This is a genomic window from Streptomyces bambusae (assembly GCF_020532645.1).
GTDB lineage: Bacteria > Actinomycetota > Actinomycetes > Streptomycetales > Streptomycetaceae > Streptomyces > Streptomyces bambusae.
Genome location: NZ_JAJAUZ010000020.1, coordinates 31,609 through 46,070 on the forward strand (window position 1 = coordinate 31,609; position 14,462 = coordinate 46,070).

Sequence of the window (14,462 nt, forward strand, 5' to 3'; positions counted from 1 at the left end):
GGTCAGCTGCCTCCCAGCCGGAAGCGGAAGAAGGAGGCCGCGGTGCGGGCGAGGATCCACAGGTCCTGCCAGAGCGACCAGGTGTCGATGTAGTGGTTGTCGAAGCGGGCCCGGTCCTCGATGGAGGTGTCGCCGCGCAGGCCGTTGATCTGGGCGAGCCCGGTGATGCCGACGGGCATCCGGTGACGGGCTTCGTAGCCGGGGTGGATGCTGGCGAACTTGGCGACGAAGAAGGGCCGTTCGGGGCGCGGGCCGACCAGGCTCATGTCTCCGCGGACGACGTTCCACAGCTGGGGCAGCTCGTCGAGGGAGGACTTGCGCAGGAGGCTGCCGACGAGGCTCATGCGGTGGTCGTTGGCGACGGTCCAGCGGGTCGCGGACTCGTGCTCGTTCTCGGGGCGCAGGGTGCGGAACTTCAGGAGGGTGAAGGGCCGTCCGTAGAGGCCGACGCGCTCCTGACGGAAGATCACCCCGGGGCCGTCGGAGAGCCGGACGGCGAGGGCGCACAGCGCCATCACGGGGGCGGCGCACAGCAGGGCGAGGGCGGCGAGGACGGTGTCGATGGTCCGCTTGACGAGCCGCTCGACGGGCCGGGCGGGCCGCGGCAGCAGGGCCTGTACGGAGAAGCCCCACAGCTGGTCGTGGGGCTGGGCCAGGCGCATTCCGGTGACCTTGGCGGTGCCGGCCGGGTCGGCGAGCCAGAGCCGGCAGCCGTGGTCGTGGAAGAGCCGGACCAGGGCGGCGGTGCGCTCGTCGGCCTCCGGCGGCCGGGTGAACACGGCCTCGCGGACGGCGTTCTGGATGACGGCGCGGCGTACGTCCTCGTGGGTGGTGAGCACCGGCAGCGGTCCGCCGGCCTCTCCGTCGGGGGCTCCGGGCCCGGGGTCCGCGAGGCCGACCGGCCGCAGCCCGTACTCGGCGCGGCCGTGCAGGGCGGCGACGACCGCGCGGGCGCCGGTGCCGTTGCCGACGACCAGGACGGAGCGGGGGCGGCGGACGGCGGAGCGGCGGCGCAGCTGGTGGACGGTGCCGCGGGCCGTGCAGGTGAGCACGGCCTGGAGGGCGACGGCGAGGGCGAGGGCCTGCCAGCCGAGCGGTTCGGCGGGCAGCGCGGCGGCCGTGACGGCGGCGGCCGCGCACCACAGCACGGCCGACCGGCCGAGCAGGGCGGGGAGTTCGAACAGGGCGGACGGCGAGAACCGGGGCCGGTAGAGCCCGGCCTGGGCGTGCAGCGCGGCGAGCCCCAGGGCCAGCGGTACGGCCGCCTGCGGCGGCCACGCGAGGCCCGGTACGGCGGCGGTGGTCAGCACGGTGGCGGCGGCGTCGGCGGTGACGAGCGGGAGGACGAGGGAGCGGCGGCGGACGCGCTGCGGGCGCACGGCGGGGCGGGCCTGCTCGACCTGCGGTCCGCGGGGCGGGTGGATCGCGGTCACTGCGGGCCGGACGGCGGCTGTGCCGGCCGGGGCCGGGGCCGCGCCGGGGCGCTTCCGCAGGGTGCTGCGCCCCTTCCGCCCGGTGTGTGGAGCGTGTGCGCTCTCCATGGTCATCGGCTGTCGTGCTCCTCGGTCAAGGGCCGGGGGCGGCCCAGCAGTTCGTGGTACAGGCCGGTGACCGCGGCCGCGGTGCGCCGCACGTCGAACTCCGTACGCGCGTGCTCCTGGACCTGGCGCCCCAGCGTGTCGAGCAGCCGCGGTTCGGAGAGCAGCCGGCCCAGCGCCTTGGCGAGTGCCGTGGGGTCCTCCGGGGGCACCAGGCACAGCTGCGCCTGGCCGGGCGGGAGGCTCTCGCGGGCGCCGCTGACGTCGGAGACCACGACCGGCCGGCCGCAGGCCATGGCTTCGAGCGGGGCGAGCGCCATGCCCTCCCAACGCGACGGCAATACAACGAGATCGGCGGCCTGAAGCCACGGCCTGATGTCGGCGGCGGCACCCGCGAAGAGGACGCCCGGCGGGGCCGAGCGGCGCAGCCGTTCGCCGTCCGGTCCGTCGCCGACCAGGACCAGGCGGGCGGTGGGGGCGTGTGCGGTGACCTCGGGCCAGGCGCGGAGCAGGACGTCCTGCCCCTTCTGCTGGCACAGGCGTCCGACGCAGACGGCCAGCGGGCCCTGCGGGGAGGACTGGGAGAGGAGCGGCAGGGCGGCGCGGGCGACTGCCTGTTCGTCGCCGCCGCCGGGGCGGAACCGGTCGAGGTCGACGCCGTTGCGGATCACGGTCCAGCGGGCGGTGATGCCGGAGGCCTCGCCCGCCCGGCGCTCGGCCTCGCTGACGCAGAGCACCCGGTCGGCCCAGCGGGCGCCGAGCCGTTCCCAGCGCAGGGCGAGGGCGGCGGTGGTGCCGCCGACGGCGTCGAACGACCAGGCGTGCGGCTGGAACACGGTGGGCAGGGTGCCGCGTACGGCGAGCCGCCCGGCGAGTCCGGCCTTGGCACTGTGCGCGTGCAGCAGGTCGGGGCGGACCTGCCGGACCAGTCGGGCGGCGCCGAGCACTTCGGCGGCGAGCGCGGGGCCGGGGGACCGGCCGGCCCGCCAGGTGTGGACCTCGGCGCCGGCTTCGCGGGCGGCGGCGGCGAGGTCGCCGCCGGGCGGGCAGCCGACGACGGCCCGCAGCCCGTCCCGGGTCTGGGCCCGGACCAGGTCGGTGACGACCCGGGCGACTCCGCCGTCCACGGGCTGGACGAGGTGGAGGACGGCCGGCTGCCGGTCCGCGGCCGGCGCGCTGCTGTGCTGGTGTGAGTCCGACTGCACGAGGAGTGATCTCCGTACGTCTCAGCGGCGTGCGTCTGCCTGTACGAAGAGCACGCCGAGGAAATGGCCCTGACTTTCGGCCTCGAACCCGAAATTCAGGCTGCGGGCCCCGCCGGACAGGGCGGGGGCGAGGTCGAATACGTCCGCGTCGTATCCGAGACTGTTCACGTGTTCGGGCTGCCGCTTGAACGCAGACCGGCCGAATTCTGTGATAGTAGAATTCATCACATCATTGAAGGGGTTCTCGGCATCGCTGATGCTCACCCGCCGGCCACTGTCGGCCGTCACGGAGAGTGAGTCCCCGAGGGTTCCGCGATCCCCGTCGTAGCCGACGATCCCGACCTTGCCGGCCCCGCGCGCGGGCACGTTCATCCCGTCGAGCCGCAGGTCGAGCCCGGCGCCCCGGGACCGGCCGGCCTCCTTGTCGGCCTCCGCCCCGGCCGGGTCGGCCGTACCCGCGAGCGGCTGGAACCCGTCCCACAGCGACAGCTCGCGCAGCGGCTCCTTGTCGTGCTCGTAGGCCGCGACCAGCGTCCAGCCGCCCCACGCGCCGACGTCCGACTGCCCCATGGCGATGTTCAGCTGGGCCACCGTCCACACCCCGGCACCGCGCGCCGCCACCAGGGCGGTGACGTCCGCGGAGGCCTGGTACGCGTCGCTGCCGTCGGCCGTGCGGTGGCCGATCCGGGTGTCGGCCAGCACCTCCTTGTACTCCCCGCCGGGCTCGGCGATCAGCACCCGGCCGTTGTCCTCCGGCGGCTTCTGCTCCCCGACCCGCAGGTTCCCGCCCCAGTAGAGCCGGGCGTACGTCACCTTGGCGCCGGCCGGCACCCGCAGCTCGGCCCGGGTCGAGTTGTACGTGTTCGGATCCCGGTCGAGGTCGCTGTAGAACATGTCGAACTCGCTGTTGACCCCCGCGGCCCCGCGCTTGACCTGGCGGCAGGAGTCCGAGTCCTGGTCGGCCCGGCGGCCGCAGCTGATGCCCGAGTTCGAGGCGCGCACCAGCCCGCCGTGCTGGACGGCGTGGTAGCGCTGCGTGAACGGGATCACCGCCGACTCCCCCGGACCGTCCACCGAGGGCCCGGCCGCCCGGGCCGTCGGAAGTGCCAGGGAAACACCGAGGCAGGACAGTGCCGCAAGGGCACGGAAAGCAGTGCGCCCGGTCGACTTCACAGCCTTCGACATGTCCCGGCCTCCTTTTTCGATCAAGGCGTCAAAACAGGAGTGCACTTTGTCAGAAATCGGGGTGGAAATCACGCCGGACTCGCTCGTACGGCCTTTTGGGCGATCGTGCGCACCCTTGCGCGCGGCGCGTCGTTAAGGCCGGACACACAGGGACCGGCCGAATGGAAAAGGCGCCGCCGTCCGCGCGATCCCCTCGCAGGTCGCGCCGCGGACGGCACCGCCGTTCGGGTGAACGCACGCAACCCAAACCCGCGGCCGGCCGTTGATCCGGGTGCTCCTGTTACCGGGCAATCCTGCAGAAAAGGGACGACAGTGATCAAGAAGATGATGGCCACGGCAGCAGTCGCGGCCTCCGTCGTGGGCATGGGCGCGACGCAGGCGATGGCGATCGGCAACGACAACGGGACCAACTCCGTCGCGGGCAACGCCGCCACGAACGCCTACGGCAACACCGCCTCGTACGGGACCATGAGCCCGAACATGGCCCTGATCCAGGGCTCGCTCAACAAGCCGTGTGTCGCGCTGCCGGCCAAGGCGAACGTCCAGTCGCTCGTCGCGCTGCTCAACGTCGGCGTCCAGGACATCCCGATCCTGTCGGCCCCGCAGACCCAGCAGTGCACCGAGAACAGCACCCAGGTCAAGGGCGACGAGCCGCTCTCGCACATCCTGGACAACATCCCGGTGCTCTCGGGCAACGTCTCCAGCGGCAGCTGACGCAACCCCGCCCCTCGCACACGAGGCCGTCGCACCCCTCCGGGGTCGCGGCGGCCTCGTCGTATGAATTCGGCCGCCGCATCCGGCCAAAAGATCTCGAAAAAACGCTCCGCCGGTGCCCGAATTCCTCCCTCCCGGCATCGGAGTGAAATCCCGGAGACTGCTCCGGAAAATGCGGTTTCTTTTCGCCGCGCGGCTCGTTGCTAATACTGCAGCGGTGTCGACGGAACAGAAACTGTGGGCGCATCACGAGAGTCGTGTGTGCGACGGCATCCACCACTGCGGGAAGGATTTGAAAAAAATGAAGTACACGAAGGCAGCCGCGGTCACGGCCGGCGTTCTGATGGCCGCCGGTGCCGCCACCCCCGCCATGGCCGACTCGGAGGCCCTGGGCAAGGCCGCCCACTCCCCCGGCGTCCTGTCCGGCAACGTCGTCCAGGTCCCGGTGCACATCCCGGTGAACGTCTGCGGCAACTCGGTCAACGTCATCGCCCTGCTGAACCCCGCGTTCGGCAACGTCTGCGTCAACGACTGACGCAGCGACGCGTCTGCGCCCGCCAGGGCGGACCTCCTCGGGGTGGCCTCGGAGTGCACGGCGGTGCACTCCGAGGCCTCCTTGAATTCCAGCGCCGGCGAGGGAGCCGGCAGACAGGGAAGGACCCATGCGACAGGTACTGAGCCGACAGGTGCTGAGCAAGGGGATGCTCACCGCCGCGGCCGCGTCGAGCCTGCTGTCACTCGGGGCGGGTGCGGCGTTCGCGCAGCCGGCGAGCACGGCCGAGGCCTCGCACTCCCCGGGCGTACTGTCCGGCAACAGCGTCGCGGTACCGGTCACGGTGTCCCCGAACGTCTGCGGCAACAGCGTCGACGGCGTCGGGATGCTCAACCCGGCGATGGGCAACAACTGCGCGAACGTCACGTCCCACGAGCCGCGCGGCTACGGCTCCGGATACGACTACGGGCGCTACCTGGACGAGGGCACCGCCCGTGACTACGAGCGCTACCTCGCCGACCGCTACCCGCCGCGTCCCGAGGCTCAGGAACGGCACGAGGCCCGGCAGGAACACCGGCAGGAACCCCGCCAAGAGCCGCGCCACGAGCCCCGCCACCAGGACGAGGGCGGCTACGGCTCCGAGGCGGAGGAGGAGTGCGACGAGGACCACGCCGCACCGCCGCCGCGCCCCAAGCCGCAGCACGCGAAGCCCGGTCCCTCGCACGCCAAGCCGGGCCCCGCCCACGAGGCCCCGCCGGCGCCGCGGCCGCACAAGCCGAAGCACGCCAAGCCCAAGCCGCCGGCCCAGCCCGAGCCGAAGCCCGAGCACAAGCCGGAGCCAAAGCCCGAACCGAAGCCCGAACCGGTGGTCCACGAGGTCCCGCCGGCCCCGGCGCCCGAGGTGAAGCCGCCGGCCCCTGAGCCGGTCCACGAGGCGGAGACCCTGCCCGCGCCCGCCCCGGCGCCCGCTCCCGCCCCTGCTCCCGAGGTCAAGCCGCCGGCCCCCGCTCCCGAGCCGGCGACCGAGCCGCGTCCCCGCCTCGGTCACGTCGAGGAGACGCCGGTCGTCCCCGCCCCGGCGCCCGCCCCCGCCGCTCCGGAATCCGTACGCCCGGCCCCCGCGCAGCCGGTCGTTCCCGAGGCGCCGGAGGTCCCCGAGGCCGACCAGCCCCCGTCCAACCCGCTGGACGACCGGCCGGTCGACGTCACCGTCCCGCCGCCCGCACCGGTGACCGGCGGCCCGGCCGTCACCCCGCTCCCGGCGCCCGCTCCCGCGCCCGCGCCGGTTCCCCTGCCGGCGGCCGACGCTCCCCAGCTCGCCGAGACCGGCGCGGCCGAACCGCTCACAGCGGCCGCGTTCGGAGCCGCGATGCTGCTCGGCGGAGCAGTGCTCTACCGCCGTTCCCGTATCTCCGTTTGATCGGAAGAACGGCCATCCGAAAAACGTCCGGAGAATCCCCCGTAAGGATTCTCCGGGCGTTTTGTCATGTCGGTGTCCGCAAGAAAGAACGAGGGGTGGGGTTTCCGCGGCGGACAGGGCTCGTTACCCATGGCGAAAGCGGCGCACGGGGCGCCGCTGCGGGAAAGGTATGCGAAATGAAGTTCTCGAAGGTCGCCGCAGTCGTCGCTGGTTCCGTGGCCGTTCTCGGCGCCGGCGCCCCCGCCTTCGCGGCCGACGCGGCCGGCCCGGTCCCGATGAGCCTGAACGGCGGCGCGTTCGAGGTGCTGGAGGCCGGCGCGCCGCTCGGGGAGAACCTCGGCGGGCACCTCGTCAACGCCCTCGACGAGCAGGGCTCCGCCGTCGGGACGGCCGTGGAGGCCGTGGGGGACGTCAACAAGGCGAAGAACAACCTGCCGGGCGAAGCCCTCAAGACCGGCAACGCCCTCACCCAGGCTTCCCCGCTGCTCGGCGGGGTGAAGCTCAACGGCGGCAAGTGACCGCTGCCACCGCACACAAGAGCCGTCCACGCCGGGGCAGTTCCCCGGCCGGGACGGCTTTTGTGCGCCACGGCCCCGGACACGACGGCCCCGGACACGACGGCTCCGGACACGGCTGTGGCGCCGCCGGCCGGAGCCGGCGGCGCCACAGGGAGCGCTGCGACCTGATCAGTCGTTGACGCAGGTGTTGCCGAACGCCGGGTTCAGAGCGCCGACCAGGTTGGCCGTGTTGCCGCAGACGTTCACGGGAACGTGGACCGGGACCTGGACAAGGTTGCCCGAGAGGACACCGGGGGAGCCCACCGCAGCGCCCTCGGCCTGGGAGTCGGCGACGGCGGAGCCGGCGGCCGCACCCGCGGCGAGACCGGCGGTGGCCAGGACCAGGGCGGCCTTCTTGGCAGAGTTCATGGGAAGTGCACCTTCTGTTCGACGTTCTGCCCCGATCCGGGGCTCACACCGAGCGAAACGTCCCAGCTCGCCGGACGACACGGCCACGGCCACAATCCACCCTGTTCAGCGCAATAGTCGTAACCGTTGCCGGCCCTCGGGGGCGCGTTACGGCAGCGCCGGCGCGTCGGGGACCTCGGGGATCTCCGGGACGGCCGGGAGCTCCGGGACGGCCGGGAGCTCGGGGGCGGCCGGGAGCTCGGGGGCTGCCGGGAGCTCGGGGGCGGCCGGGACGGCGGGCAGGGCGGGAGCCGCGGGCACCGCCGGCAGCGCGGGCAGCTTGGGCAGCTCGATCGGGAGCGCCGGGAGTTCCGGGAGCTTCGGCAGCTCGATCGGCGGCAGCTTGATCCCGCCCAGCAGACCGCCCAGCGAGCCCAGCAGCCCGTCGAGGATCTTGGTGAGCGACCCGAGCAGGTCGTCCAGGGGCCCGGCAGGGGCAGCGGCCTGCCGGTCCTCGATCTGCTGCTGGACGGTCTCGATCTGCCGGGTCACCTCGGCGACGCGCGGGCCGGCGACGCCGTCGGCAGCGCTCGCCGGGGCGGCCGCGCCGAAGAGTATGGCGGCGCAGAGGGCCGACGGGACGAGGACACGGGACGCCTTCTTGCGGTGCATGGGTGTTCCTTCACGTGGTCGTGCGGGACCGAGCGGTCCCCTCACCCACCGTGTGGAACGCCGCTACGGACCGCAACCGGACCGGATCCGTCGGCGCCCTCCCCCGAGCCCCCGCGGAAGGCGACAGCGCGCGGGCGCGACCAGGCCCGGGGCCGCGCAGGGGGCGCCCGGACCCGCGCGCGAAAGCCCCGGTGCGCGCGGGCCGTTTGAGTGAAGCAGCGGAACCAACCCCCGGAAGTGCCAGTTGATCAGGGCGCTCCATTAGCGGGCACTCGTGCGACAAAAGGACCAATCAAATGCTCAAGAAGATCATGGCCACCGCCGCGGTCACCGCCTCCGTGCTCGGCACGGGTGCTGCAGTGGCTTCCCCCGCCATGGCGATCGGCAATGACGGAGGGACCAACACCGTCCTCGGCAACGGCGCCACGAACGCCTACGGCAACACGAAGTCGGCTGGGGACATGAGCCCCAACATCGGCGCGGTCCAGGGCACCCTCAACAAGCCGTGCATCGGCATCCCGGCCAAGGTCAACGCCCAGTCGATCCTGGCGCTGATCAACGTCGGCGTCCAGGACATCCCGGTCCTGTCGGCCCCGCAGACCCAGCAGTGCACCGAGAACAGCACGCAGGCCAAGGGCGACGAGCCGCTCTCGCACATCCTCAGCAACATCCCGGTCCTGTCCGGCAACGCCTCCGTCGGCAGCTGACCCACGCTCCTCCCTGCGAGGAGCCCCTTCCGGCGCGAGCCGGTGGAGTGACGGGAACCCCGGCAGCCTCCAGCTGCCGGGGTTCCCGCCTGCCGGGGGCCGGTCAGGAGGTCCAGAAGTCCCACCATCGGGTCAGGACCAGCATTCCGATCACACCCAGGTGCAGCACCGGCGGCACCCAGGGGAACTCGCCGAGGAACGACCGCACCGCCCGCGGTGCGGGCAGCACCCCGGCCGTCACGTTGCGGGCGAGGGTGGCCCAGAACATCACGATCGTCGCCGTCCAGGCGAGGCAGCACCACAGGCACAACGCGTTGATCTCGTACAGGGACTGCTGCATGAGCCAGGTGCAGAAGCCGACGCCGAAGAGCTGGCCCGCCGTCAGCCCTCGCCAGAACCAGGGGCGGTGGGTGGCACCGGCCAGGACGCTCATGCCCACGCAGACGACCACGGCGTAGGCGACCAGGCCCAGCATGGGGTTGGGGAAGCCGAAGGCGTGGGCCTGCTCGCTCTGCATGACGCTGCCGCAGGAGACCACCGGGTTGAGGCTGCACGCCGGCTTGAAGTCCGGGTCCTCCAGCAGGTGGAACTTGTCGAGGGTGATCACCCAGGAGGCCAGCAGGCCGGCGGCGCCGGTGGCCACCAGCAGCCGGGCCAGCCCCCGGCCGGAGCCCGCCGGTTCGCTCTCGTGTCGGGTGCGGGGGCGGTCCTGCTGCCGGGGGACCGTCCCGCCCGCTGTGTTCGTCGTTGCCATGGCCGCACGATACCGCCGCATACCAACCCATACAGGGGCCAATGGTCCCATGCTGGCGGCGAGTTGACCCGAACTGGTACGGATGTGGCATGGACCGAGTAGACGCTCTGACCGATGTGGCCGGACTGCGGGTCGGGCACGCCCAGCGGACCGCGAACGGCGCGCTGACCGGGACCACGGTGGTGCTGGCGCCCGAGGGCGGGGCGGTCGCGGCCGTGGACGTCCGGGGCGGCGGCCCGGGCACCCGCGAGACGGACGCCCTGGACCCGCGCAACCTCGTCCGGCGGATCGACGCCGTGGTGCTGACCGGCGGCAGCGCGTTCGGCCTGGACGCCGCCTCCGGGGTGACGGCCTGGCTGGAGGAACAGGGCCGCGGGGTGCCGGTGGGGCCGGACCCGGCCCAGGTGGTGCCGGTGGTGCCGGCCGCCTGCCTGTTCGACCTCGGGCGCGGCGGGGACTGGCGGGCCCGGCCCGACGCGGCGCTCGGCCGGGCCGCGGTGCAGGCCGCCGCGGACTCGGCGCCCGGCGCCCCGGTCGCGCAGGGCTCGGTGGGCGCCGGCACCGGGGCGGTGGCCGGCGGGCTGCGCGGCGGCGTCGGCTCGGCGTCCGTGCTGCTGGACTCCGGGGTGACGGTGGCCGCGCTGGCGGTGGTCAACGCGGCCGGCTCGGTGGTGGATCCGGAGACCGGGGCGCTGTACGGGAGCCTCTACGGGGGCCGGGTGCGGTATCCGGAGCCCGCCGCGCACGAGAGCGCCGTACGGCGCCTGGCGCGGGCGCGCGCGGAGACGGCGGGGCGCACGGCGGGCGTGGTGCACCCGCCGCTCAACACGACGCTGGCGGTGGTCGCCACGGACGCGCTGCTCGACAAGGCGCAGGCGCAGAAGCTGGCCGGAACGGCCCACGACGGGCTGGCGCGGGCGGTGCGGCCCGTGCACCTGCTGACCGACGGGGACACCGTCTTCGCGCTGTCGGCGGGCCGGCGTCCGGTCGTCGACCTGGAGGTTTTCAACGGGGTGCTGGCGGCCGGGGCGGACGCGCTGACCCGGGCCGTGGTGAAGGCCGTGCTCGCGGCGGAGGGTGCGGAGGGGCCGGGCGGGGTGTTCCCGTCGTACCGGGACCTCTACGGCGCGACCGGCTGAACGCGCCCTCAACTCCTTTGAACGGCAGGAGACTTTCGAGCCGAATCCTGCGGGAACCTTCGCTCGGCGCCGTCCGTTTTCCAGAACCCCGGACGGGATGTCAGGCCTGGGGACTACGTTGAGCTTTCGCGAAGTGACTAGCTGCGACGGCCTGGAGACCCACCTTGAGCGATCCGTACGAGACAACCGAGGCGCACCTCGACCGACTCCTGGGCCGCGCCCTCAACTCCTTCGACCTGCCCGACCTGCTGGTCGAGCGCCTCGGCACGGCGCTCGCCCACAGTTCCGCACTGCACTCCTCGCACCACAGCACGATCACCGGACTGCACCGGGAGACCTACCGGCACACCCATCTGCTCGCCGACGGATCGGCGGTGTCGCTGTGGGAGCTGGCGTACCGCTCGGACGTCGCCGAGCCGATGCGGCACGAGCTGTTCGGCAGCCGCACCGAGCTGGTGCTCGCGGTGGAGCGGCTGTTCGGCGGGGATTCCGGAGGGCCCGCCGCCGAGCTGGAGTTCCACGGCCTGCTGCCCGGGGACGAGGGCGGTCCGGACGCGGACGCCACCGGGCCGGCGGCCGAGCTGTTCGGGCGGATGGCGTCGCTGCCGGAGCAGCGCCGGACGTACGCCGTGGACGAGTCGGCGGACCATGCGCGGCGGGTGCTGCGGCGCGCGGAGAACGCGGACCGGCCGGGTCCGGACACGGCCCGGCTGCTGCGGACTGCGTACGCGCACCAGATCACGCAGGCGTTCGGCCGGCGGCAGTACCTGGCGGACGGCCGGGACGCCGGCTTCAGCCTGTACGAGCACGCGTTCGTCCTGCTGGACGGCACGGAGCTGAGCCTGTGGGAGGTCGAGCACACGGCGACGCCCGACGGCCGGCACATGTGCGAGGTGTACGCGAGCGAGACGGCCGCGCGGGAGGCGATGGAAGTGCGTGCCCGGGTGCGCTGAGGGCCGGGCGCCGGCTCGGCGGCGGGCGCGGGGATCGGGCGCGGGGTCAGGCGCGGGCCGGTTCGGTCAGGGGCAGGTCGAGCGGTACGTCGGCGGTGACGCGGACGGCGCCGGGGCGGAGGTCGGCGGGGGCGGGCATGGCGCTGCCGGGCAGGGCGACGGCGGCCGCGCCGTGGGCGAGGGCGGCGGCGAGGGCTTCGGGGCCGGTGCCGCCGGCGATGAGGAAGCCGGCGAGGGCGGCGTCGCCGGCGCCGACGTTGCTGCGGACGGCGGCCGGGGCGGCGGTGCCGTAGTGGGTGCCGGTCTCCTCGACGAGGAGCTGGCCGTCGGCGCCGAGGCTGGCGAGGACGGCGCGGGCGCCGCGGTCGCGGAGTTCCGCGGCGGCCCGCAGGGCGTCGCCGACGGTGGCCAGCGGGCGGCCGACTGCGGCGGCGAGTTCGGTGGCGTTGGGCTTGATCAGGTCGGGGCGGGCCGGGAGGGCGGCGAGCAGGGCGGGGCCGGAGGTGTCGACGGCGGCGCGGGCGCCGGCTTCGTGGACGGCCGCGACGAGTTCCGCGTACCAGGTGGGGCCGAGGCCCTGGGGGAGGCTGCCGCAGCAGGCCGCCCAGCCGGCGGTGGTGGCCTGGGTGCGGACGGTGGAGAGCAGCAGGTCGGCTTCGGCGGCGCCGAGTTCGGGACCGAGGGCGTTGATCTTCGTGAGGGTGCCGTCGGGTTCGGCGACGGCGATGTTGGCGCGGGTGTGGCCGGTGATGGAGACGGCGGTGACGTCGACGCCGAGGCCGCCGAGGAGTTCGGCCATCAGGGCGCCGGCGGTGCCGCCGAGCGGGAGGACCGCGGTGGTGCTGCGGCCGGCGGCGGCCACGGCGCGCGACACGTTGACGCCCTTGCCGCCGGGGTCGACCCGGTCGGCGGTGGCGCGCAGGACGGCGCCCCGTACCAGGGCGGGAACCTCGTACGTCCGGTCGAGGGACGGGTTGGGCGTGACGGTGAGGATCAAGGCGCGGACGGCTTCCGTGAGCAGGGAGGTGTCGGCGGTGGTGTGCGGTCCTGGGTGCTGCGGGCTCCACCACCCTACGTCCGGCGGACACATCGGGTGAAAACGAACCTGCCCGCCTTCTCGGTGGAGAGGGCGGGCAGGTGCGCGGTGCCGGGCTTCCGGGGGCTCGGGAGCCCGGCAGGTTCAGGCGGAGACCTTCTGCGGGGTCTCGTCGCCGCCGGCGGCGAGGTCGGTCGCCTCGTCCCAGGCGCCGGCCTCGGCCTCGTGGCCGGCGCCCTGCCGCTGGGTGGCGGGGAGGGCGAACATCACGGCGAAGATGACGACCAGGACGCCCGCGACCCACCACAGGGCCTGCTGGAAGCCCTCGATGAAGGCCGGGCCGGGGCCGGCCTTCGGCAGCTTGTCGTCGATCACGGAGAAGAACACGACGGAGACCAGGCCGAGGCCGAGCGCGTTGCCCATCTGGCCGGTGGTGTTGATCAGGCCGGAGGCGGAGCCGGCGTGCTCGCGCGGCACCTCGGAGAGCACGGCGTCGGTGAGCGGGGCGATGATCAGGCCCATGCCGAGGCCCATGACGATCAGCGGGAGGGACATCTGCCAGGGGGCGATGTCCATGCCGTAGTGACCGGCCTCCCAGATGTAGATCATCAGGCCGAGGCCCATGGTGAGGGCGCCCACCTGGAGCACCTTGCGGCCGAAGCGGGGCACGAGCTTCTGCACGGACAGGCCGGCGGCGACCGAGACGGCGATGGAGAACGGGATGCCGGTGGCGCCGGCCTTCAGCGCACCCCAGCCCAGGCCGATCTGCATGTAGAGCGTCCAGACGAGGAAGAAGATGCCGGTCGCGATGCCGAAGGTGAGCTGGACGGCGATGCCCGCTGCGAAGCTCTTCACCTGGAAGAGGGACAGCTCGACGAGCGGCGAGCCGTCCTTCCGGGTCTTGTGCTTCTCGTACGCGAGGAAGGTGAGGAAGACGAACGGCACGGCGCCCATGCAGACGAAGCCCCACAGCGGCCAGTCGTTCTCGCGGCCCTGGGTGAGCGGGTAGATCAGGCCGACCAGGCCGAGGGTGGCGAGGACGACGCCGACCAGGTCGAGGCGCAGGGCCTTGGGGGCCTTGGACTCGGTGATGAAGCGGCTGCCGAGGATGAGGCCGGCGATGCCGACGGGCAGGTTGATCAGGAAGATCGGGCGCCATTCGAGGCCGAAGAGGTTCCACTCGGTGAGCAGGGCGCCGAGGATCGGGCCGGAGACGGCACCGAGGCCGACGATCGCGCCGAACATGCCGAAGACCTTGCCGCGCTCGTGCGGCGGGAAGGTGACGTGGATGATCGCGAGCACCTGCGGGACCATCAGTGCGGCCATGGAGCCCTGGAGCAGCCGGGAGGCGACGAGCATCTCCTGGTTGGCGGCCAGGCCGCAGAGGGCGGAGGCGGCGGTGAAGCCGGCGATGCCGAAGAGGAAGAGGCGCTTGCGGCCGTAGATGTCGCCGAGGCGGCCGCCCGTGATCAGGCCGGCGGCGAACGCGAGCGCGTAGCCCGCGGTGATCCACTGGATGGCGCTGGTGCTGGTGTCCAGGTCCTTCTGCATGCTGGGGATCGCGATGTTGACGATCGTCACGTCGACCAGGTCCATGAAGGCCGCGGTCATCACGATGGCCAGTGCCAGCCAGCGGCGGCGGTCGGCGACGGCCTCGGAGGCCGCTTCGGGGGCCTCGTCGGCCGCAGGTATCTCGTGCCCGTTCGGCTCGGGCTTCTTGGACAGCTCGGTGCTCATGGAG

The 14,462-nt window shown here is 73.4% G+C and carries 15 protein-coding genes; 7 read left to right on the forward strand and 8 right to left on the reverse strand.

Annotated features, from left to right (window positions below; all coding sequences use genetic code 11):
* Window positions 1-2: 2 nt before the first annotated feature.
* The 3 genes from LG634_RS16205 to LG634_RS16215 are packed head-to-tail and all read right to left on the reverse strand — an operon-like array spanning window position 3 to window position 3,928.
* Window positions 3-1,547, reverse strand: coding sequence for an exopolysaccharide biosynthesis polyprenyl glycosylphosphotransferase (locus tag LG634_RS16205; protein WP_226734523.1), 1,545 nt, complete (start codon window positions 1,545-1,547; stop codon window positions 3-5).
* A complete protein-coding gene (locus tag LG634_RS16210; RefSeq protein WP_226734524.1) occupies window positions 1,544-2,743 on the reverse strand; it encodes a glycosyltransferase in 1,200 nt (399 codons plus the stop codon). Before LG634_RS16210 ends, LG634_RS16205 begins: the two co-directional genes overlap by 4 nt.
* 21 nt (window positions 2,744-2,764) lie before the next feature.
* Window positions 2,765-3,928 (reverse strand): DUF3344 domain-containing protein, encoded by a 1,164-nt coding sequence (locus LG634_RS16215; protein ID WP_264203191.1) that lies wholly within the window; start codon window positions 3,926-3,928, stop codon window positions 2,765-2,767.
* A 312-nt stretch (window positions 3,929-4,240) separates the two neighbouring features.
* Here LG634_RS16215 and LG634_RS16220 point away from each other — a divergent pair, with 312 nt between their 5' ends.
* The 4 genes from LG634_RS16220 to LG634_RS16235 all read left to right on the forward strand — a co-directional run bounded on the left by LG634_RS16220 (window position 4,241) and on the right by LG634_RS16235 (window position 7,073).
* Window positions 4,241-4,642 carry a rodlin gene (locus LG634_RS16220; RefSeq protein ID WP_226734526.1) on the forward strand — a complete coding sequence of 134 codons (402 nt, stop codon included), beginning with the start codon at window positions 4,241-4,243 and terminating at the stop codon, window positions 4,640-4,642.
* 301 nt (window positions 4,643-4,943) lie between these two features.
* The gene (locus LG634_RS16225; RefSeq protein ID WP_226734527.1) at window positions 4,944-5,177 is read left to right on the forward strand and encodes a chaplin; all 234 of its coding nucleotides are present in this window, start codon (window positions 4,944-4,946) and stop codon (window positions 5,175-5,177) included.
* A 127-nt stretch (window positions 5,178-5,304) separates the two neighbouring features.
* Window positions 5,305-6,555 (forward strand): chaplin family protein, encoded by a 1,251-nt coding sequence (locus LG634_RS38215; protein ID WP_226734528.1) that lies wholly within the window; start codon window positions 5,305-5,307, stop codon window positions 6,553-6,555.
* A gap of 176 nt (window positions 6,556-6,731) precedes the next feature.
* On the forward strand, window positions 6,732-7,073 hold the full coding sequence (locus LG634_RS16235) for a hypothetical protein (RefSeq protein ID WP_226734529.1): 342 nt from the start codon (window positions 6,732-6,734) through the stop codon (window positions 7,071-7,073).
* Between the two features lie 168 nt (window positions 7,074-7,241).
* Here LG634_RS16235 and LG634_RS16240 read toward each other — a convergent pair whose 3' ends face one another.
* Both LG634_RS16240 and LG634_RS16245 read right to left on the reverse strand, forming a co-directional pair.
* Window positions 7,242-7,481: a chaplin gene (locus tag LG634_RS16240; RefSeq protein ID WP_226734530.1), complete on the reverse strand. Its 240-nt coding sequence runs from the start codon at window positions 7,479-7,481 to the stop codon at window positions 7,242-7,244.
* A gap of 147 nt (window positions 7,482-7,628) precedes the next feature.
* Window positions 7,629-8,132 (reverse strand): hypothetical protein, encoded by a 504-nt coding sequence (locus LG634_RS16245; protein ID WP_226734531.1) that lies wholly within the window; start codon window positions 8,130-8,132, stop codon window positions 7,629-7,631.
* 296 nt (window positions 8,133-8,428) lie between these two features.
* Here LG634_RS16245 and LG634_RS16250 point away from each other — a divergent pair, with 296 nt between their 5' ends.
* The gene (locus LG634_RS16250) at window positions 8,429-8,839 is read left to right on the forward strand and encodes a rodlin (protein ID WP_226734532.1); all 411 of its coding nucleotides are present in this window, start codon (window positions 8,429-8,431) and stop codon (window positions 8,837-8,839) included.
* Between the two features lie 103 nt (window positions 8,840-8,942).
* Here the strand turns inward: LG634_RS16250 and LG634_RS16255 are convergent, their stop codons facing one another.
* Window positions 8,943-9,593: a vitamin K epoxide reductase family protein gene (locus tag LG634_RS16255; RefSeq protein ID WP_226734533.1), complete on the reverse strand. Its 651-nt coding sequence runs from the start codon at window positions 9,591-9,593 to the stop codon at window positions 8,943-8,945.
* Between the two features lie 89 nt (window positions 9,594-9,682).
* On the opposite strand from LG634_RS16255, the gene LG634_RS16260 reads away from it, so the two are divergent.
* Entirely contained in the window at window positions 9,683-10,732 is a 1,050-nt protein-coding gene (locus LG634_RS16260; RefSeq protein WP_226734534.1) for a P1 family peptidase, read from the forward strand.
* 164 nt (window positions 10,733-10,896) lie between these two features.
* Window positions 10,897-11,685 carry a DUF6227 family protein gene (locus LG634_RS16265; protein ID WP_226734535.1) on the forward strand — a complete coding sequence of 263 codons (789 nt, stop codon included), beginning with the start codon at window positions 10,897-10,899 and terminating at the stop codon, window positions 11,683-11,685.
* 46 nt (window positions 11,686-11,731) lie between these two features.
* Here the strand turns inward: LG634_RS16265 and pfkB are convergent, their stop codons facing one another.
* Entirely contained in the window at window positions 11,732-12,682 is a 951-nt protein-coding gene (gene pfkB, locus LG634_RS16270; RefSeq protein ID WP_226734597.1) for a 1-phosphofructokinase, read from the reverse strand.
* A gap of 183 nt (window positions 12,683-12,865) precedes the next feature.
* The gene (locus LG634_RS16275; RefSeq protein ID WP_372482434.1) at window positions 12,866-14,458 is read right to left on the reverse strand and encodes an MFS transporter; all 1,593 of its coding nucleotides are present in this window, start codon (window positions 14,456-14,458) and stop codon (window positions 12,866-12,868) included.
* Window positions 14,459-14,462: the final 4 nt, after the last annotated feature.